This is a genomic window from Bradyrhizobium sp. WSM4874 (assembly GCF_055811835.1).
Genome location: NZ_JBVVPR010000005.1, coordinates 16,533 through 35,460 on the forward strand (window position 1 = coordinate 16,533; position 18,928 = coordinate 35,460).

At 63.5% G+C, this 18,928-nt stretch carries 19 protein-coding genes; 10 read left to right on the top strand and 9 right to left on the bottom strand.

The features are described from left to right. The first annotated feature begins 7 nt into the window (after positions 1-7). Genes AC0L3P_RS06760 through AC0L3P_RS06775 form a run of 4 tightly spaced genes read left to right on the top strand, consistent with a single transcriptional unit; the run spans position 8 to position 3,441 of the window. On the top strand, positions 8-817 hold the full coding sequence (locus AC0L3P_RS06760) for an ABC transporter permease (RefSeq protein WP_275167551.1): 810 nt from the start codon (positions 8-10) through the stop codon (positions 815-817). A gap of 11 nt (positions 818-828) precedes the next feature. After that, positions 829-1,488 carry a polysaccharide deacetylase family protein gene (locus AC0L3P_RS06765; protein WP_473301375.1) on the top strand — a complete coding sequence of 220 codons (660 nt, stop codon included), beginning with the start codon at positions 829-831 and terminating at the stop codon, positions 1,486-1,488. 3 nt (positions 1,489-1,491) lie between these two features. Continuing rightward, positions 1,492-2,361 (top strand): fumarylacetoacetate hydrolase family protein, encoded by an 870-nt coding sequence (locus AC0L3P_RS06770; protein WP_275167549.1) that lies wholly within the window; start codon positions 1,492-1,494, stop codon positions 2,359-2,361. 36 nt (positions 2,362-2,397) lie between these two features. Further along, complete coding sequence (locus AC0L3P_RS06775) at positions 2,398-3,441, top strand: uroporphyrinogen decarboxylase family protein (protein WP_473301376.1); 1,044 nt, start codon at positions 2,398-2,400, stop codon at positions 3,439-3,441. A 49-nt stretch (positions 3,442-3,490) separates the two neighbouring features. On the opposite strand, the gene AC0L3P_RS06780 is transcribed toward AC0L3P_RS06775, so the two are convergent. After that, entirely contained in the window at positions 3,491-4,249 is a 759-nt protein-coding gene (locus AC0L3P_RS06780) for an SDR family NAD(P)-dependent oxidoreductase (RefSeq protein WP_354055831.1), read from the bottom strand. A 163-nt stretch (positions 4,250-4,412) separates the two neighbouring features. On the opposite strand from AC0L3P_RS06780, the gene AC0L3P_RS06785 reads away from it, so the two are divergent. From AC0L3P_RS06785 to AC0L3P_RS06810, 6 genes are read left to right on the top strand one after another with little or no spacing between them, the layout of a single operon-like run. Next, on the top strand, positions 4,413-5,672 hold the full coding sequence (locus AC0L3P_RS06785; protein WP_354055829.1) for an extracellular solute-binding protein: 1,260 nt from the start codon (positions 4,413-4,415) through the stop codon (positions 5,670-5,672). Positions 5,673-5,674: 2 nt separating this feature from the next. Next, a complete protein-coding gene (locus AC0L3P_RS06790; protein WP_473301377.1) occupies positions 5,675-6,616 on the top strand; it encodes a carbohydrate ABC transporter permease in 942 nt (313 codons plus the stop codon). Continuing rightward, positions 6,609-7,457, top strand: coding sequence for a carbohydrate ABC transporter permease (locus tag AC0L3P_RS06795; protein ID WP_275167545.1), 849 nt, complete (start codon positions 6,609-6,611; stop codon positions 7,455-7,457). Before AC0L3P_RS06790 ends, AC0L3P_RS06795 begins: the two co-directional genes overlap by 8 nt. A 22-nt stretch (positions 7,458-7,479) precedes the next feature. Continuing rightward, positions 7,480-8,577: a Gfo/Idh/MocA family protein gene (locus AC0L3P_RS06800; protein WP_275167544.1), complete on the top strand. Its 1,098-nt coding sequence runs from the start codon at positions 7,480-7,482 to the stop codon at positions 8,575-8,577. A 10-nt stretch (positions 8,578-8,587) separates the two neighbouring features. Continuing rightward, on the top strand, positions 8,588-9,232 hold the full coding sequence (locus tag AC0L3P_RS06805; RefSeq protein WP_275167543.1) for a ThuA domain-containing protein: 645 nt from the start codon (positions 8,588-8,590) through the stop codon (positions 9,230-9,232). After that, positions 9,229-10,278 carry a LacI family DNA-binding transcriptional regulator gene (locus AC0L3P_RS06810; RefSeq protein ID WP_275167542.1) on the top strand — a complete coding sequence of 350 codons (1,050 nt, stop codon included), beginning with the start codon at positions 9,229-9,231 and terminating at the stop codon, positions 10,276-10,278. The genes AC0L3P_RS06805 and AC0L3P_RS06810 overlap by 4 nt, the downstream gene beginning before the upstream one ends. 23 nt (positions 10,279-10,301) lie before the next feature. Here the strand turns inward: AC0L3P_RS06810 and AC0L3P_RS06815 are convergent, their stop codons facing one another. From AC0L3P_RS06815 to AC0L3P_RS06850, 8 genes are read right to left on the bottom strand one after another with little or no spacing between them, the layout of a single operon-like run. After that, positions 10,302-10,928, bottom strand: a complete 627-nt coding sequence (locus AC0L3P_RS06815; protein WP_275167541.1) for an FMN-dependent NADH-azoreductase — start codon at positions 10,926-10,928, stop codon at positions 10,302-10,304. A gap of 3 nt (positions 10,929-10,931) precedes the next feature. Continuing rightward, on the bottom strand, positions 10,932-12,503 hold the full coding sequence (locus tag AC0L3P_RS06820) for an isochorismatase family protein (protein WP_473301378.1): 1,572 nt from the start codon (positions 12,501-12,503) through the stop codon (positions 10,932-10,934). Between the two features lie 17 nt (positions 12,504-12,520). Then, positions 12,521-13,369 (bottom strand): MBL fold metallo-hydrolase, encoded by an 849-nt coding sequence (locus AC0L3P_RS06825; RefSeq protein ID WP_473301379.1) that lies wholly within the window; start codon positions 13,367-13,369, stop codon positions 12,521-12,523. Between the two features lie 42 nt (positions 13,370-13,411). Continuing rightward, complete coding sequence (locus AC0L3P_RS06830) at positions 13,412-14,296, bottom strand: amidohydrolase family protein (protein WP_473301380.1); 885 nt, start codon at positions 14,294-14,296, stop codon at positions 13,412-13,414. Next, entirely contained in the window at positions 14,293-15,414 is a 1,122-nt protein-coding gene (locus AC0L3P_RS06835) for a vWA domain-containing protein (protein WP_473301381.1), read from the bottom strand. Before AC0L3P_RS06835 ends, AC0L3P_RS06830 begins: the two co-directional genes overlap by 4 nt. Next, complete coding sequence (locus AC0L3P_RS06840; RefSeq protein ID WP_473301382.1) at positions 15,411-16,292, bottom strand: AAA family ATPase; 882 nt, start codon at positions 16,290-16,292, stop codon at positions 15,411-15,413. The genes AC0L3P_RS06835 and AC0L3P_RS06840 overlap by 4 nt, the downstream gene beginning before the upstream one ends. Positions 16,293-16,299: 7 nt before the next feature. Then, the gene (locus tag AC0L3P_RS06845) at positions 16,300-17,322 is read right to left on the bottom strand and encodes a xanthine dehydrogenase family protein molybdopterin-binding subunit (RefSeq protein ID WP_473301383.1); all 1,023 of its coding nucleotides are present in this window, start codon (positions 17,320-17,322) and stop codon (positions 16,300-16,302) included. 1 nt (position 17,323) lies between these two features. Beyond that, the gene (locus tag AC0L3P_RS06850; protein ID WP_473301384.1) at positions 17,324-18,919 is read right to left on the bottom strand and encodes a xanthine dehydrogenase family protein molybdopterin-binding subunit; all 1,596 of its coding nucleotides are present in this window, start codon (positions 18,917-18,919) and stop codon (positions 17,324-17,326) included. Positions 18,920-18,928 lie beyond the last annotated feature (9 nt).

Consider the following 18,928-nt stretch of genomic DNA (forward strand, 5'->3'; position numbering starts at 1 on the left):
GGCGGAGATGAGCGCCAAAATAAGTGCGAAGACGCTGCGACGTCTGATCGTGATCGGCTTGATCGCGCTGTGGGAGCTGTTGCCGCAAACCGGTCTCATTCCCGAGCTGTTCTTGCCGTCGCTTTCGTCGACGCTGATGGCCGGATGGACCGACGCGGCCGAATACGGTCACGCGCTCGCAGTGACGCTTTATGAGGTGCTGATCTCCATGGCCTTCGCCTGCGGCGGCGGCATCCTGCTTGGCGCTATCGTCGGCAGCCTGCCGCGTCCGCGCGTCCTGATCATGCCGATGGTGTCGAGCCTCTATGCCGTGCCGCTCGTGATCCTCTATCCCGTCTTCACGGTGTGGCTCGGCATTGGCTCGGAATCCAAGATCGCCTTCGCCTCGATTTACGGCTTCCTGCCAACGATGCTGGCCACCGCCGCCGGCATCCAGACCATCGACCCTCAACTCCTGCTCGCGGCACGCAGCATGGGCGCCACGCTGAGCCAGCGGCTGGTTCGCGTCATCATTCCCGCGGCGATTCCGACAGTGCTGTCGGGGCTCCGCGTGGGAGGCGCACTGGTGATCGTTGGCGTCGTCGTCTCGGAGATGCTGATCTCCTCGGCCGGCATCGGTTATCTGATCTCGCGCTACCGCACGATCCTCGATAGTCCGCACGTGTTCGCCGGCGTCCTCCTCGTGCTGTTCATGGCGATCGCCTTCAACGCCGCGATCCGGTGGATCGAACGCAAGGCGGCGATCTGGCAGACCGGCACGCGCGCTGGTCAGGCCAACGATGACATCGCATCGGGCGCGATGCAGCCAGCGACCTGAGGAAATTCCGCGTGTTTGATCTGACCCTGACATTCGACAACGGCCCCGATCCCAACGTGACGCCGCGCGTGCTCGACATTCTCGGAGAGCGCGGCATCAAGACCACGTTCTTCGTCATCGGCGAGAAGCTCGCCGATCCCGCGCGGCATGGCCTTGCAATCCGGGCGCACGGGGAGGGGCACTGGATCGGCAATCACACCTTCACCCACAGCGTCCCGCTCGGCGAGCAGCCGGATCGCGCGACCGCGAAGAACGAAGTTGGCCGCACGCAAGCCGCGATCGGTGATCTCGCCCATCCGCAGCGCTGGTTCCGGCCGTTCGGTGGCGGCGGCAATCTTGATACGCGGCTGCTGAAGCCATCCGTCGTCGACTATCTCGCCGGACACAAGCATAGCTGTGTGCTCTGGAACGCGATCCCTCGCGACTGGGACGATCCCGACGGCTGGACCGAGCGCGCCCTTGTCCAGTGCGGCCAGCAGCCTTGGACGCTGATGGTTCTGCACGATCTTCCGACCGGGGCGATGAACCATCTGGAGCGGTTCCTCGACCGCGCCGAGGCGGCCGGCGCCCGTTTCCGCCAGGATTTCCCTCCACAATGCGTTCCGATCCGCAATGGCGCGATCGCACTTCCGATCAACGACTATGTTTCCTCCATTGAAGAGAGCGTTTGACTGATGAAAATCGCAAGTTTCACGATCGCCGGCAGCGCGAGCTTTGGCATTGTCACCGACAACGGCGTCATCGATGCCGGCAAGCGTCTCAAGGCCTATCCGACGCTGAAGACGCTGCTTGCCAAGGGATCGCTCGACGAATTGAAGAAGCTTGCCGGCGAGAAGCCCGACCACGCGCTGCAGGACGTCACACTGCTGCCGACGGTCCCCGATCCCGACAAGATCTTCTGCATCGGCGTCAATTACGCCACCCATCTGGCCGAGAGCGGCCATCCCACCCCGCCACACCCGATGATCTTCACCCGCTTCGCCAACAGCCAGGTCGGACATGGCCAGCCGATGATCCGGCCGCTCGAATCCGAGCGCTTCGACTATGAGGGCGAGATGGCGGTTGTCATCGGTAAGGCCGGCCGCCGCATCTCGCGCGAAGCCGCATTGAACCATGTCGCCGGTTATGCCTGCTACAATGATGGCAGCATCCGCGACTGGCAGCGCCACACCTCGCAATTCGCCCCCGGCAAGAATTTCGCCGGCACGGGCGGCTTTGGGCCCTGGATGGTCACGACCGACGAATTGACCGACGTCAGCAAGCAGACGCTGATCACGCGGCTCAACGGGGTCGAGGTGCAGAAGGCCCCGATCTCCGATCTCGTCTTCGACGTGCCGGCCCTGATTGCTTATTGCTCCACCTTCACCGAGCTCGCGCCAGGCGACGTCATCGTCACAGGCACGACCGGCGGTGTCGGCGCTTATCGTAATCCGCCGCTGTGGATGAAGAGCGGCGACGTCGTGGAGATCGAGATCTCCGGGATCGGGGTCCTCAGCAATCCCGTCAAGGACGAAGTGCCGGCCAAGGCGACGCGCGCGGCCTGATTGGCCGCGCTCCACAGCAATAACAAGGAGACCGTCATGCCGATGCCAACGCATATCCTCCCGACCACGGTGGTCGGAAGTTATCCGCAGCCGGAATGGCTCGTGAATCGCGCCATGCTGTCGAAAGTGGTGCCGCGCACCCGCCTGCACGACATGTGGCGGCTGCCAGCGGAACATCTGGAGGAGGCCCAGGACGATGCGACGATCGTCGCGATCCGCGACATGGAGCGCGCCGGCATCGACATCGTGACCGATGGCGAAATCCGCCGCGAAAGCTACTCCAACCGCTTCGCCACGGCGCTCGACGGGATCGACGGAGACAATCCCGCGATGATCGTTGCGCGCACTGGTAACACCCAGACCCCGGTGCCGCGCGTCGTCGGCCCGGTGAAACGCAAGGGACCGGTCGAGCTGCACGACATGCAGTTCCTGCGCAGGAATACCGATCGTGCAGCGAAGATCACCCTGCCGGGTCCGTTCACCATGAGCCAGCAGGCCAAGAACGAGTTCTACAAGGACGACGAAGAGCTCGCGATGGCCCTGGCGGAGGCCGTCAATGCCGAAGCGCTCGACCTGCAAAGAGCGGGCGCAGACGTGATCCAGCTCGACGAGCCCTGGGTGCGGAACAATCCGGATTCTGCCAAGCGCTACGCCGTCAAGGCAATCAACCGCGCGCTGAAGGGCATCACAGTGCCGACCGTCGTGCATCTCTGTTTCGGCTATGCGGCGGTCGTGCCGGGCTCGAACAAGCCGGCCGGCTATTCGTTCCTCGCCGAGCTCGACGATACGACTGCCGACCAGATCTCGATCGAGGCGGCGCAGCCAAAACTCGACCTCGGTGTTCTGAAGGATCTCTCGTCAAAGAAAATCATGCTTGGTGTGCTCGATCTCGCAGACCCCCAAATCGAGAGTGTCGAGACGATTGCCGACCGCATTCGCAATGGCCTGAAATATGTGTCGCCTGATCGTCTCGTTCCGGCGCCCGACTGCGGCATGAAATACATGCCGCGTGCTGTCGCGTTCGGGAAATTGAAGGCGATGTGCGATGCGGCGGCCAAGGTTCGGCAGGAGCTTGGTTGACGAGGTTCCGAGCCGCTCGCAAGTAATGCACGATCCGGTCTGGTCCGCCTCAGACCCAGCCGCCATCGACAATGTAGTGCTGGGCTGTGCAGGCGGAGGCTTCGTCTGAAGCGAGGAAGATGGTGAACTTGGCGACCTCGTCCGGCATGAGCTTGCGCTTCAGGCATTGTCGTTGCATCAGCTCCACTTCGCCCTGTGGCGTCATCCATTTATCGAGCTGGCGCTCGGTCATGATCCATCCCGGCGCTATCGCGTTCACGCGGATGTTGTAGGAGCCGTAATCGCGCGCCAGCGAGCGTGTGAGACCGATCACGCCTGATTTGCTGGCGGTGTAGGCGGCCATGCCGCCTTGTCCGGCGATCCACGACACCGAGCCGAAATTGATGATGGCGCCGGCGTTCGCCGCCTTCATGTCCGGCAACACGGCCTGCGCAGCAAAGAACTGGTGCTTCAAGTTGACTGCGATACGGTCGTCCCAATACTCCGGTGTCATTTCCTCGGTGCTGTGCCGCTCGTCATGCGCAGCGTTGTTGACGAGGATGTTGATCGCGCCGTGCACGTTGCGCGCCTCCGCGACACCGGCACGTAATGCGGCGATATCGGTCAAGTCGGCACGCATGAAATGCGCGCCAAGACCTTGGTCCGAAAGCTCGCGTGCCAGGGATTGGCCCTCGTCAACTTTGATGTCGAAGAACACGACATTGGATTTCTGCTGTGCGAAGCGCCGCACGATCGCAGCGCCAATTCCGGATGCGCCCCCGGTGACGAGAACGACCTTGCCGGCGAGGTCGGAATAAACGGCAGCCATGGATATCCCTCGATTTGCGTTGGGGCAGCGCAACGCGCCGCCGACTCTCCCGCTCACCTTAGCTACTGCGCTCGTGAGGTGCATAGATCAGAATTTCAGTTGCGTACCTCAAAAATCGAGGGCAGGATTGCACCAAAGAATAAAAGCCGTTGGGAGGAATGTGATGAGACTGCTCGGGAAACTGGGACTGGCCGTAGTCGCATGCCTGTTCGGAGCGAAACTCGCTGCGGCCGAAACGACGGTCAAGTGGCTGCACATCGAGGCCAACCCGGCCCAGGTCAAAATCTGGGAGGAGGTTGCGCGCGCCTATGAGGGGTCGCATCCGGGCGTGAAGGTCGAGATGCAGTTCCTCGAGAACGAGGCCTACAAGGCCAAGCTGCCGACCATCCTGCAATCCAAAGACCGGCCCAACATCATCTACAGCTGGGCGGGCGGTGTCCTGAAGACGCAGATCGAGGCCGGCGTGCTCGAAGAGATCACCGATTCTGTGAAGGGTTACAGCGACAGTCTCACACCGGCGGCGCTCGCCGCCTTCACCAGCAACGGCCGTGTTTATGGTCTGCCCACAGCGCTCTCGCAGGTCGGCTTCCTCTGCAACAAGGAGCTGATGGCCAAGGCGAAGGTCGATCCTGCCGGGATTAAGAGCTGGGACGATCTGCTTGCAGCCGTGAAGACGTTGAAATCCGCCGGCGTGACCCCGATCGTCGTCGGCGGCGCCGACAAATGGCCGCTGCACTTCTACTGGACGCATCTTGCTGTGCGCATCGGCGGCAAGGCGGCGTTCGATGCGGCGCTGCGCGGCGAGAACGGCGGCTTTGCCGGCGAAACCTTCCAGAAATCCGGCGAGCTGTTCAAGCAGCTCGTCGATCTCCAGCCGTTCCAGAATGGCTTCCTGGGTTTCAAGAATCCGCAAGCCGTCGGCTATTTCGGGGACGGCAAGGCGGCGATGACGCTGGCGATCAGCACGGTCTATCATCTGCAGCGCGCTCTCGCCGCCGACAAGGCCGGATTGACCGAGGACAAGATGTGCTGGTTCGACTTCCCGGTCGTGACCGGCGGCAAGGGCGCGCCCACCGATACGCTCGGCGGCATCACCGGTTGGCTGATTACGAAAGGCTCGCCGAAGGAGGCTGTCGATTTCCTGAAATATTTCGTCTCCAAAGAGGTGCAGACGCGGCTTGCCGCCGGCAACTTCATCATCCCGGTGGTGCAGGGCGCAGATGTCGGCCTCAACAACTCCTTCATGAAGCTGATTGCCGCCAATCTGGCGAAGTCGAACTACCACCAGAATTTCTATGACCAGAGCCTCGGTCCGTCGGTCGGCCGCGTCGTCAACGACGTCACAGCCGAGATCGCCGGCGGCAGCATGAGCCCGCAAGAGGCTGCCAAGGCGATCGAGGCGGCGTGGAAGCAGGGCAACTGAGGGTGGCACGGCGGACCGCGAGCGTGTCGGCGATCGGCGCTGCTGGCGAGATGGTGCCACAGGTCACGATCCGCGGCCCGAGTTGGGACGGCAGGCTGACGGTGCTCATCCTGTTCCTGCCGCCGGCGCTGCTATTGTTCACATTGTTCGTTGTGCTGCCGATCGGCGAAGCAGCCTGGTATTCGGGCTTCAATTGGAACGGGTTCGGCAGGCCGACCAATTGGATTGGCCTCGACAATTACCGCTTCGTGCCGGAGACCCGCGCCTTCTGGCTCGCGCTGCGCAACAACGGCCTGATTATCGGAGTTTCGCTCGCCATCCAGCTGCCGCTTGCGCTCACGCTGGCCTTGATGCTCGCCGAACGCTTTCGCGGGGCGGTGGCGCTGCGCATGCTGTTCTTCATGCCCTATATCCTGGCGGAGATCGCGACCGGGCTGATCTTCAGCTTCGTCTATGATGGCGACTACGGCCTTGTAGCTTCGATCTGGCGCACCTTCGGCGCCGAGCCCCCACATCTGCTTGCCTCGACGGATACGGCCATGCTGGCGGTGCTGATCGTGATCGTCTGGAAGTACTTTGGCTTCCACATGATGCTGTTCATCGCAGCGCTCCAGAGCCTCGACAAGAGCCTGGTCGAGGCGGCACGCATTGACGGCGCGACCCGATCGCAAGCCTTGCGACATGTGGTCATCCCGTTGCTCTATCCGACGATTCGGCTCTCCGTGTTCTTCGCCATCGTCGGCTCGCTGCAGCTGTTCGACCTCGTCATGCCGCTGACGCGCGGCGGGCCCGCGGATTCCTCGAACACGATGGTGAGCTTTCTCTACAACAACGGCATCTCGCGCATGCGGGTCGGCTACGGGAGCGCTATCGGTGTCATTCTGTTCGCGATCTGCGTGACCTTTGCCTTCACGTACAAGCGATGGTTCATGCGCGATGAGTAACGCCAAGGCTATCCGCGCGCCGTTTGATCCCTCAATGCTATTCAAGATGGTGTTCCTCGCCGTCGTTGCCATCATCGTAGTAGTACCGCTGCTCGCGACCTTGTTCGGTGGCTTCAAATCGCTCGGCGAACTGCGCGTCAATCCGTTCGGCTTGCCACGTCACTGGGAGTGGCAGAACTATGCCGACATCCTGTTCTCGGCGCGCTACTGGCAGCTCTTGCGCAACTCGCTGATCATCTCGACCCTCACGGTTGCACTGACCCTGATCGTAGCCTCGATGGCGGCGTTCACCTTCGCCCATATCAGGTTCTACGGCAGCTCGATGCTGCTGAGCTATCTGACGCTGGGCCTGCTGTTTCCGGCCGCGACAGCGGTGCTGCCGCTCTTCATCAAAGTGCGCGATCTCGGATTGCTCGATACATATTTTGGCGTTGCCCTGCCGCAGACGGCCTTCAGTCTTGCGATGAGCGTGCTGCTGCTGCGGCGTTTCTTCAAGGACATCCCCTACGAACTGCTGGAGGCCGCGCTGGTCGACGGCTGCAGCTATATCAAATTCTTCCGCTATGTGACGTTGCCCTTATCGCGGCCGATCCTGACAACCGTCGGTACCATCACCTTCGTCAACAGCTGGAATGCCTATCTGTTGCCACTGGTGATGCTCAACACCGACGCGCTCTATCCCTGGCCGCTCGGGATCATGGTTTATCAGGGCGAGTATTCGTCCGAGTGGCATCTGATCCTCGCCTTCATCACGCTGACCATTCTGCCGACGATCGTTCTCTTTCTTCTGGCGCAGAAACACATCGTCGCTGGCCTCACCGCAGGCGCGGTCAAGGGGTGAACGGTACCTCACGGAGATCACAATGAGAAAAGTCGGCATCGGCATCATCGGCTGCGGCAATATCAGCACCGCTTATCTGAAGGCGGCCCAGCGATTCCCGGTCATGGAAATCAAGGCGCTCGCCGATATGCGCAGCGACGTCGCGGAGCGGCAGGGCTCCGCCTTCGGACTGCCGGCGATGCGGGTCGATCAACTGCTCAAGCGGGACGATATTGAGATCGTCATCAATCTCACCGTGCCACTCGCCCACACTGACGTCAGCCTCGCAGTGCTAAACGCCGGCAAGCACGTTCATTCCGAGAAGCCGCTCGGCATCAACGTCACGGAAGCCCGCAAGGTGATGGATCTCGCCGCGCAAAAGGGTCTTCGCGTCGGCTGCGCGCCCGATACGTTCCTTGGCGGCGGACACCAGACCGCGCGCAAGCTGATCGACGATGGTGCGATCGGCACGCCTGTGGCCGGTAGCGCGTTCTTCGGCTGCCCCGGCCACGAGCGCTGGCATCCGGCGCCGGGTTTCTACTATTTGCGCGGCGGCGGGCCGATGCTTGACATGGGGCCGTACTACATCACCGATCTCGTGCAGCTGCTCGGCCCGGTGGCGAGCGTGATGGGCTCGACCGCGCGTCCGAAATCCGAGCGGCTGGTCACCAGCCAGCCAATGAACGGAACGCTGATCCCGGTCGAAGTTGCGACCCATGTCGCCGGCACGCTCGAATTCGAGAGCGGAGCGGTCGTCTCGATCGTGATGAGCTTTGATGTGCCGAAGCACCGGCACGCGCCAATCGAGATTTATGGCGACAAGGGCAGCATGCTGGTGCCCGATCCGAACCGCTTCGGCGGCGAGGTGCAGGTCGCCAAGACCGGCGGCGACTGGGAGCCGGTGCCGCTGACTCATGGTCATGTCGATGGCGAGTTCCGTTCCATTGGCGTCGCCGACATGGCCTCTGCGATCCTGAACAACCGGCCGCATCGTGCCAGCGGCGCGCTCGCTTTCCACGTGCTGGAGGTGATGGAGGCGTTCCAGACCTCTGCCGACGAAGGGCGACGCGTCAAGATCGAGAGCTACGTCGAGCGGCCTGCGATGCTGCCGGCCGGGCGTGAAACCGGACAGATCGACTAAGGACAGAAACATGCGCAAGGCAATGATTGTATGGGGCGGCTGGCCGGGGCACGATCCCGATCTCTGTGCGTCGATGATCCGCGGCTGGCTGAAAGCGGAAGGCTTCGAGGTGCGGACCGAAACCACCACCGCCGCGTTCGCCGATCCCGCGATTCACGACCTGTCACTGATCATCCCGATCTATACCATGGCGAAGATCGAGAAGGCGGAAGCGCTCAATCTCTGCGCTGCGGTCCGCAGCGGCGTCGGGCTCGCCGGCCATCATGGGGGCATGGGGGACGCGTTCCGCGATTCCGTCGACTACCAGTTCCTGTGCGGAGGGCAGTGGGTTGCGCATCCCGGCAACATCATCGACTACAAGGTCGACTTGACGAAGCCGGATGATCCCATCATGAAGGGCCTGAAGAGTTTCGAGCACCGTTCCGAGCAATACTACATGCATGTCGACCCCGCCAACGAGGTGTTGGCGACGACGACCTTCACCGGCGAGCACGCGCCCTGGATCGAGGGCGTGGTGATGCCCGTGGTCTGGAAGAAGCGATACGGCGCGGGCAGGGTGTTCTATTCCTCGCTCGGCCACCGCGCCTACGAGCTCGACGTACCGGAGATCCGAACGTTGATGACCCGTGGCATGCTGTGGGCCGCGCGCGAATGAACGCTGGTGCGACTCAGCCGGTGATTCGTGCCACGCTTGAGGACGTCGCGCGCACGGCGGGTGTTTCTCTCGCCACGGTCGACCGCGTCGTCAACCGGCGCGAGGGCGTGCGCGCCAAGACCGTCGCGCGAGTCGAGGCCGCGGTGGCAAAACTCGGCTATCGCGCCGACGTCGCGGCCGCTCGGCTTGCCCGCGGGCAGACGTTCCGCTTTGCCTTCGTGCTGCCGACCGGCAGCAACAGCTTCATGACCAACCTGACCGAGCAGGTCCAGCGCACCGCGGACTGGCTCGCCGGCCAGCGCGGCTTCATTGATATCCTCCATGTTGACGTGTTCGATCCGGATGTACTCGCCGTCGCGCTGGAAAATCTCTCGCCGGCGTATCAGGGCGTCGCCGTCATCGCGCTCGACCATCCCAGGGTACGCGCGGCGATCGACGAACTCACCGCGCGCGGGGTCGCTGTGGTGACGCTTGTGTCGGACGCGCCGAGCTCGCGTCGCCTGCACTATGTCGGCATCGACAATCCGGCGGCAGGCCGCACCGCTGCAACGCTGATGGGACGGTTCCTCACTGGTCGCAAGGGGACGGTGGCCGTGATCGCGGGATCGTTGTCGCTGCGCGATCACACCGAACGGCAATTCGGCTTCCACCAGATCCTGTCCAGCGAGTATCCGAACCTGCTCGCGCTGCCGGTGGTCGAGGGCCGCGACGACAGCGGGCGGACGCGGGAGCTCACTGCGGCACTGCTCGCGCGCCAACCCGATCTTCGCGGCATCTACTGCTGCGGCGCCGGCAACCGTGGCATCGCCGACGCACTCGAGGCCTCGGGCCGCGCGCGTGAGGTGGTCTGGATTGCCCATGAGCTCACTCAATATACACGGCGTTTCCTGGTGCGCGGCGCGCTCGATGCAATCATCAACCAGGATCCCGGCCACGAGGCACGGTCTGCGGCGAGAGTTCTGCTCGCGCATTGTTCGGGTGAGCCCATCAGCCCCGACCAGGAGCGCATCCGCATTGACATTTTTCTGCGGGACAATCTGCCGTAACCTCGACTGGCCTGCGAGGCGCATCAGAAGCTCGCGGCCATTTCGGCCAGACGTTGGTGGGCTCTTTCGCGGGCCGCTTCGATGGGCTGTTGCGGTCCGGTGGTTGGCCCAATCGGAATAAAGCGGACATTGCTGATCCCGACAAAACGCAAAATTTCGCGCAGGTAAGGCGTTGCCATGTCGATGCGCCCGCGGTTCATGCCGGTGGCAAAATCGCTGCCACTGGCGATGATGACGATGGTCGGCCGGTCCTTCAGCAGCGGGATATATCCCAGGGACGGGTCGAACCGGAAGGTGAGCCCGGGTTGGACGATGACGTCGAACCATTGCTTAAGCTTATAGGGAATGCTGAAGTTCCACATGGGAGTTGAGATCAGCACACGATCGGCAAGCGCCAAGCGCACCGCCATCCGCTCGGCTTCAGCGAAGCTATCCCGCTGCGCGTCGTTGAAGGCTTGCGCCTTCATCCGTGCATACTTGGCTTCGACAATGGGGCCTGAAAACTCCGGCAGGCGCTCGCGCCAGAGATTCATGACGTCCACGTCCCAATCGGGCCGAGCTCGGCGAAAGCCGTCAAGGAAAACGCGGGCGCCGGCGCTTGACCAAGAGTCGTCGCGGGGCGAGCAGGACAGGTGCAGGAGCTTCGCCACCGCTCATCCCAGCGCTTTGATGACCGCATCGGCCTTGGTCACGACGGCGACGTTTTGCATGGCAAAGTTGATCGACGCAGCGTGCCAATCGGCGTTCATGGTCGAGCAGCAATCCTCAGGAACAACCATGAAGTAGCCCTTGTCGGCACCGGTCCGCGCCGTGTGCTCGACCGACATGTTGGTCCAGGCGCCGGTGTTGATGATCATGTCGCGGCCGGTTGCTTTCAGGATCGTTTCGAGCTTCGTGCCTTCCCAGGCGCTCATTCGCACCTTCTCGACCACGAAATCGCCGGGCCGTGGTTCGAGACCTGACACCGGTGCGGCGCCCCAGCTTCCGCGCACCATCGCCTTGCTGTCGACGAGACCCTCGAACAGCGGCGCATTCAAGGTCACACCGGGCGCGCCGGGCTCGACGACGAACCAGACATGGATGACGGCGACGCCGCGCGCCCGCGCGGTTTCGGCCAGGCGGCGGACATTCTCGACGACATGCTGCTGGCGCGCATGCCCGGGTGCGCCGGAATCGGCAAAGGCGCCACCGTCCATGATGACGTCGTTCTGGAGATCCTGGATGATCATGGCACAGCGTCGCGGGTCGAGCTGCATTTCGCCGTCGGCGAGGACGGGTGCAGCGGAAGCAGAGCCGGTCGCTGTGCCGCTGCCTCGCTTGCCGCTCATATAGGGCTCGTGGCGCGGTCCGACCTTGGTCGGAATGGCATAGACCGAGTGCGTCGAAGTCAGGTACAGCGTGCGGAAATCCGGCCCACCCCAGGTAAGGTTGGCCACGAGCTCGGGCAGGCGGAGCTTGCCGAGCAGCTCGCTCTGCGGCGAATAGACCCAGACCCCGCCGGGCGCCGTGACCCAGACGTTGCCGTGCTGGTCGCACTTCATGCCGTCGGGCAAGCCGGGCTCGAGCTCGGAGCGGATGCCGCTCGCGAACACCCGCGCGGTCGATAGAGAACCGTCGGGATTGACATCGAACACGCGGATCAGTGCCTGCACGGTGTCGTTGACATAGAGCAGTTTCTCGTCGGGCGAGAAGCACAGCCCGTTCGGCTGGTCGAACAGATTGCGGTCCACGACGAGCTTCGACTCGGCGCCGGGCACGACGCGATAGACGCCCTGGAAGCCGAGCTGCCTTGGCCGCTCGACGCCATAGACCGGCATGCGGCCGTACCAGGGATCCGAGAAATATATCGCGCCGGAGGAGTGCACGCAGACGTCGTTGGGGCTGTTGAGCTCCTGTCCCCCGAAGTGCGAGGCCAGCACCTCGCGCCGCCCGTCCGGCCGCTCGCGGATCAACGACGATGTCGCGTGTTCGCAAACGATCAAATTGAGCTCGGCGTCATAGGTCATGCCGTTGCATTTGTTCGACGGACGTTTGACTTCGGCGACGCCCCGCCGCGCATCCCAGCGCCGGCGCACGTCACCCGGCATGTCCGAGAACAGCAGATAATGATCGACCGGATGCCAGATCGGTCCCTCCGTGAAGTCAAAACCGGTGCCGACTTGGGCGACCGGTGCGTAGGGGTCGATCAGGGTCTCGAATTCGGGGCGCAAGGTGACGTGCGTCATCGTCCATCCTCTGGCGTCTAGGCGGGAAACCAGTTGCGCTGGGGCAGGGATTGCACGATCGGTCCGGGGACTTGGTCGTGCAGCCGGCCGACGACGTTGCCGCCTTCGATCTTGGCGGGACGGTCGTGGACCGGCAGCAGATAGCGCGAATTGCTGAGCAGCTTTTTGATGGCGGCCTTCTCGGCCCGCTTGGTGGCGCCGTGGTTGCCGGTGGTGCGTGGCTCCCAGTCGTGGATCTCGTTGAAGGGCGTCACGATCTGGTCGTTGAAATCATAGATGACGTCGCCGCAGATGGTGGCGATGCCGTCGGCGGTTTCGACGATGATGTTCATCGACCCCTCGGTATGCGCATTCGCGGCGTCGCAATAGACGCCCGGCATCAGCTCGATGGGACCTGTGATCTCGAGATCGAGAAAGCGCAGCGCACTCTTAGTGTGCAGACGGTCGATCAGATGCTTGATATCTGGCGCCGGATATTGCGGATGCATCAGGCCGGACACGGAATATTCGAGCTCGCGGCGGTTGAGGACGACGGTCGTGTTCATCGGAAACAGATCGTCCTTGCCGGCGTGGTCGATATGCAGATGGGTGTGGCAGACGAAACGCACATCGCCCATCCGCACGCCGTGCCGCGCAAGCTGGTTCTCGATCATGTGCTCGTGATACTGCAGGCCGCGCATCCCCAGCGTTTCCATGATCTGGTTGGAGCGGTAACCCGTATCGACCACGACCGGGTATTTGCCGCCGAGGATCAGGAAGCCGAGGGTGAGGACACGGCGCGTGCGGCCGCAGTCGTGGCCAAGAACCAGAAAGCTCGATTCCAGCTCGATATCGCCATAGTCCAGGATCTTGATTTCCAGCGGCATTCCGTCCCTCCCTGTGTCCGTTCTTATTGGTTTCCTCGGCGCTCAGAGCCGATAGACGCGCATGGCGGTGGTTCTGAAGATGGCTTCGCGCTGATCATCTCGCAGCGGCGCTGCGGCGGCACGGAACGCATCGATCAACTCGCGGTAGCTGGTCCACAATTTCTCGATTGGAAAATTCGAGCCGAACAAGCAGCGTTCGGCGCCGAAGATCGCGATCGTGTCGGTCAGGACGGATGCGATACGCGCGGGGTCGTTGCGGTGGATGAAGGTTCCGAGCCCTGACAGTTTCGACACGACGTTCGGGCAGGCGGCGAGGCGGGCCATCCCGGCGCGCCACGCCGCGCGGCCTGAGGGTGAAAGGTCCTCAAGCATGCCGGCGTGCTGGAGGATGAAGGTCACCTCCGGGCAGGCTTCCGCAAGGTGTGCGGCGTCCGGCATCTGCGGCGTGAACACCTGAAGGTCAAAGCTCCAGCCATATTCCGCAAGGCGAGCGATATTGCGCTGGATCTCGGGATCGGTGCAGAGATCCGGCCGCGCGGCAAAGCGATAAAGCGGGTTCTCGTGCCAATGCAGTTGCATGCGAACGCCGCGTACGAGAGCATAGCGCTTCAGGCGGTCGAGCTGTGGACGCACGTCGCCCACTGAAAAGTCGGCGTAAGCCACGATGGCATGCGGCCAGCCGTGCTCCTCGGCCGTCTTCTGCACCCAGGCGGCCTCGTCCTCGAAGCGGTCATTGGCCCAGTTGGTCTGGACATAGACCGAGCGGGTGACGCCGCTGCCTTCGAGGTCGCCGAGATATTCCTCGATCGGGTAATCGCGCCGGATCGGCTCGTACGGACCGAAGATGCGCGGCTGCATCGGACCCACCAGCCAGGGCAGGTCGGCCTGGCGCCAGATATGATGGTGCCCATCGACGATGTCGGTCACGCAACTCTCCTTTGTCCCAGCGCCAGCACGTGCGCGACGATCGACGCGCTCGATCCACCATCGACGAGGTCGTCGACGAAGCGTTCGATCGCGACCAGTGCTTCGGTCTGCGGGCGAAAGCTGGGACCAGACGCGAGCGGCGTCAGCCAGCTCACGCGCCACGCACGGCGCGATAGTTTCGCGACCGCGTCGCGCAGCGCATCGGGTTCGCCCCGCTCCAGGCCGTCGGAAACGATGATCACGGCGGCGCCCCGCGCGTATCCGCCGAAGCGGGGCACCGCGAGAAAGGCCTGAAGTGCATCGCCGATTCGGGTGCCGCCGTCCCAGTCGCTTACCACATAGGCCGCGGCGTTGAGCGCTTGCTCGCGCCGCTTGAGACGCAACGGCCGGGTGATGCGGGTCAGCCGTGTGCCGAAGGTGAAGACCTCGACGTTGGGCGCCGCCTGCACCAGCGCGTGCGCGAACTTCATATTCTCCTCGGTGCGGGTCTTCATCGAGCCGGAGACGTCAATCAGAAGCAACACCTTGCGTGGGCGCTGCCGCCGCTTCAAACGTCCCAGCCGGAGGATTTCGCCGTCGCTGCGAACGGAGTCGCGCAGGGTGCGGCGCAAATCCGCGTAGGGCCCGCTGCGTGCCCGCATGCGGCGATGGCCGCGCCGCTTCGGTAGGCGTCCGGGCGCCTCGCGGAACAGCCGGCGCAGCGCATCGGTGGTCGAGAGCTGCGCAAACCGGCGCTCGACGAGGGCTTCGGCGCGCGCTGCTGCGAGACCGGACTCATTGGCCTCGTCCGACAACAGCGGCTCGTCGTTTCCGCGGGCCTCCTCTTGCAGCCGAACCGTCTCGTCGTCCTCACCGTCATCGACGCGCTCGATTGCCTCGTTTCCACGAAAGTGCAGATCGAACAGCCGGTCGAACGTTGCGCGACGCTCCGGTGGAGGGCCCAGTGTTGCGAGGGCTGCCTGCCGAATGTCCTCCAGGCGGCGGGGACCGAGCAACTGGATTGCGGCCAGGAACGAGGTCGTCTGTTCCGGTGCGACGGCAAACCTGTTCGTTCGCAACAGCCCGACGAAGGTGATGAAAACACGCGCAGCGCGCGGCAGTTCGGGTTCGGCGCTCATGCAGAAGCCTCCGCCAGCAAGGCGTCGAGGCGCGGCGAGATGAATTGCAGATCCTCCTCGTCTTTCAGGGCAACGCCGATCGAGCGCCTGAAGGCATCGGGCCACCGCGCGCCGCCCTTGTGCAGCAGCGTGGCGGCCTCAGCCCAGTCGACGGCCTCGGCGATCCCGGGCGCCTTGCTGAGCGGCTCGCGTCGCAGCTTCTCGACCGCCGCGACGACGGCCCGCGCGGTCCCTTCGGCGACGCTGGAGGCCCGCATCATCACGATGCGCGCTTCGCGCTCAGCGGTGGGATAGTCGATCCAGTGATAGACGCATCGCCTCCGCAACGCTTCATGAAGATCTCGCGTGCGGTTTGAAGTTAGAACGACGACCGGGCGCTCGGAGGCGCGCACCGTACCGCGTTCCGGGATCGAGATCTGGAAGTCGGACAGGAATTCGAGCAGGAAGGCTTCGAATTCCTGGTCGGCGCGATCGATTTCGTCGATCAGCAGCACAGTTGAATCAGGCGCGCGAAGCGTCGCCAGCATCGGTCGCTCGATCAGAAACGTCTCGCCGTAGATATCGATGCTCTCATCGCCGGCCTGGCGGATTGCGAGCATCTGGCGCGGATAGTTCCATTCGTAGAGCGCGGCGGACGCGTCGATGCCTTCGTAGCATTGCAGGCGGATCAGTCGCCGGCCGAGGACAGCGGCGATGGCTTTGGCGGCTTCGGTCTTGCCGACGCCCGGCGCGCCCTCGAGCAGCAATGGCTTGCCGAGTGCCAGCCCGAGATAGGCTGCGGTCGCCAGTCCCTCGTCGGCGAGGTAATAGGCCGCCCGTAATGCCTTCTCCAGTGCCTCGGGGCTGTCGATGCCGACGATGTTGCTGCGGACGGCCATCGAGACCTCAGCGTCGCGCCTGAGGGCGCGCGCCGCCCTCGGCCTTGATCGCGCGCAGCACCTTCTCCGGCGTAATCGGCAGATCGTCGATGCGGACGCCGACGGCGTTGAAGATGGCATTCGCAACCGCCGGCAATACGGGATTCGCGCACATTTCGCCCGGACCCTTGGCGCCGAAGGGGCCATCGGGGGCGGGACGTTCCAACACGGCGATGTCGTGCGGACAGATGTCGCCAGGACCGGGCATGACATATTCGACGAAGTCGCGAGGGCCGTGGTTAGGGTCGGGATAATAGGGTTCAGGCGTCTCGTAGAGCGCGTGACTGACGCCCATCCACGCGCCGCCGACGAGCTGTTGCTCGACCAGGCGCGGGTTGAGCGCACGGCCGAGCTCATAGGCGGAGTCCATGCGGATCATCGTGACCTCGCCGGTCTCGTCGTCAACCTCGACCTCGGCGACGAGACAGGCGTGGGCGTAGCAGGTCGCCGGCGACATCTCGCCGGTTTCCGGATCGACATTGGACAGAGGAACCAGGAAGATGCCGCGGCCAGAGATGGTCTTGCCCTGCTTGAACTGCGCGGCGATGGCGACGTCCTTGGTAGAGATCGAGCGGTGCGGCGCGCCCTTGACGTGGATGTTGCCACGCCCGTCGGTTTCGAGATCGGCGGCGTTGACCTCGAGTTCCTCTGCGGCGGCCTCCATCATCACGCCACGCGCCTCGCGCGCCGCCGCCATCACGGCATTGCCGACGCGATGGGTGCCGCGGGAGGCGAACGAGCCCATGCAATGCGGACCGGTGTCGGAATCGGCGGTGTCGACGTAAACGTCCTCGACGGGTACGCCGAGAGTCTCTGCGCAGATCTGCCGCGTTACCGACTTCATGCCCTGGCCGAGGTCAATCGAGGATAGCGCCACGGTGAACTTGCCGCTTGGATTGGAATGAACCAGGGCCTGGCTGGGATCGCCGCCGAGGTTCATGCCGATGGGATAATTGACCGACGCGATGCCGCGTCCGCGATGTCGGGTCATCTCAACGCCTCCTGGTGCCGAACACGGATGAGAATCGGCCCGCCGCATGCGAGGGCGATGCTGGTCGTGGTGGCTGCGGCGGGGCCGGCGCTGGTGGTGAGGGCTCGCGCGGCGGTTCGTGCAACGCGGCCGTCGGCAGGCGATCATAGCTCGTGCGCTGCTGCGCCGGCGCGGTTGTCCGTGCGTGGATGTCAGCAGGCGTCCGTGGGATGGCGGCGCGGCTGCCGCCTCCGTCCTTGCGGGAAGAGGCGCGCTTGAACTCGTCGCGGATCGGCCATTTGGCTTTCTCGGCAGCGACCTGGACGCACTCGATCAGTGCCGTGTTCTTGGCCTCGCGCCGATGCGCCTTCATGTCGCCGTCGCGATAGGCATTGAGGATACGGAACTCCATCGGATCCATGCCGACGAGGTTCGCGAGCTTGTCCATCTGGCACTCGATCGCAAAATCCATTGCGGTGACGCCGAATCCGCGCATCGCGGTCGCCGGCGTACGGTTGGTGAAGACGCAGTAGACATCGCCATAGACGTTCGGGATGGTGTAGGGTCCTGGCAGATGGGCTGCGCATTTCACCGCGGCATAACTGGAGAGCCGTGTATATGCGCCGCTGTCGAAATATGCGCGGATCTTTCGCGCGACGACCCGGCCGTCGCGCATCACGCCGTCCTTGATGTAGATGCGCTCTGCGCCGCGCGGCGGGCCGTATTGCATCTCTTCTTCGCGTCCGAATACGTAGCGCACGGGACGTCCCGTCAGCATCGCACCCAGGATGCATAAAGGTTCGGTCAGCGTGTCCACCTTGCCGCCAAAGCCGCCGCCGACGGTGCCGCCGATGAAATGGAAGGTATTGGAGGGGACGTCGAGAATCTTGGCGCAGGTGTCGACCGAGAAGAACAGCGCCTGCGTCGAGGTATAGACGACATAGCGCCCGTTGGTGTCGGGCGCCGCGATCGACCCGTTCGTTTCGGTTGGCGCGTGCTCGATGGGCGACATCTGGTAACGCTGTTCGAGCACGTGATCGGCGGTCGCGAGCGCGGCATCGGCATCGCCGAAGCGGAGTTTTTGGTGGTCATATACGTCGTGATAAATGAAGGCATTCTTCGGATAAGTTTCGTTGACGACCGGTGCGCCGGCCTTCAACGCATGTTCCACGTCGAACACGGCAGGCAACGGCTCATAGTCGATCCGCACCTTTGCAATCGCCTCGAACGCCTCGCGCTCGCTGTCGGCGACGACAGCCAGGATCGGTTCGCCCTTGTAGCGGACCTTGTCGACGGCCAGCGACGGTTCGTCGTCCTTGCCGAAATTGATCAGGCTCAAGAGCGTGTTGAGGTTACGGGGCACGTCGGAGCCGCGGATGATCCGGCGCACGCCGGCGGAGCGCTCGGCCTCCGCGGTGTCGATCCGTCGGATCCTTGCATGAGAATGGGTCGAGCGGACGACTTTCAGGTGCAGCATGCCCTGGAGCTTGTGGTCGTTGAAATAGCTCGATGTGCCCGTGACATGGCCGAGCATGTCCTGGCGCTGTGTGCCCTTGCCGATCTCGTTGAGATTATCGTCGCGCTCGTCCGCGAAAATGTCTTTGCGCAGTTCCAGCATGGTCTGGTC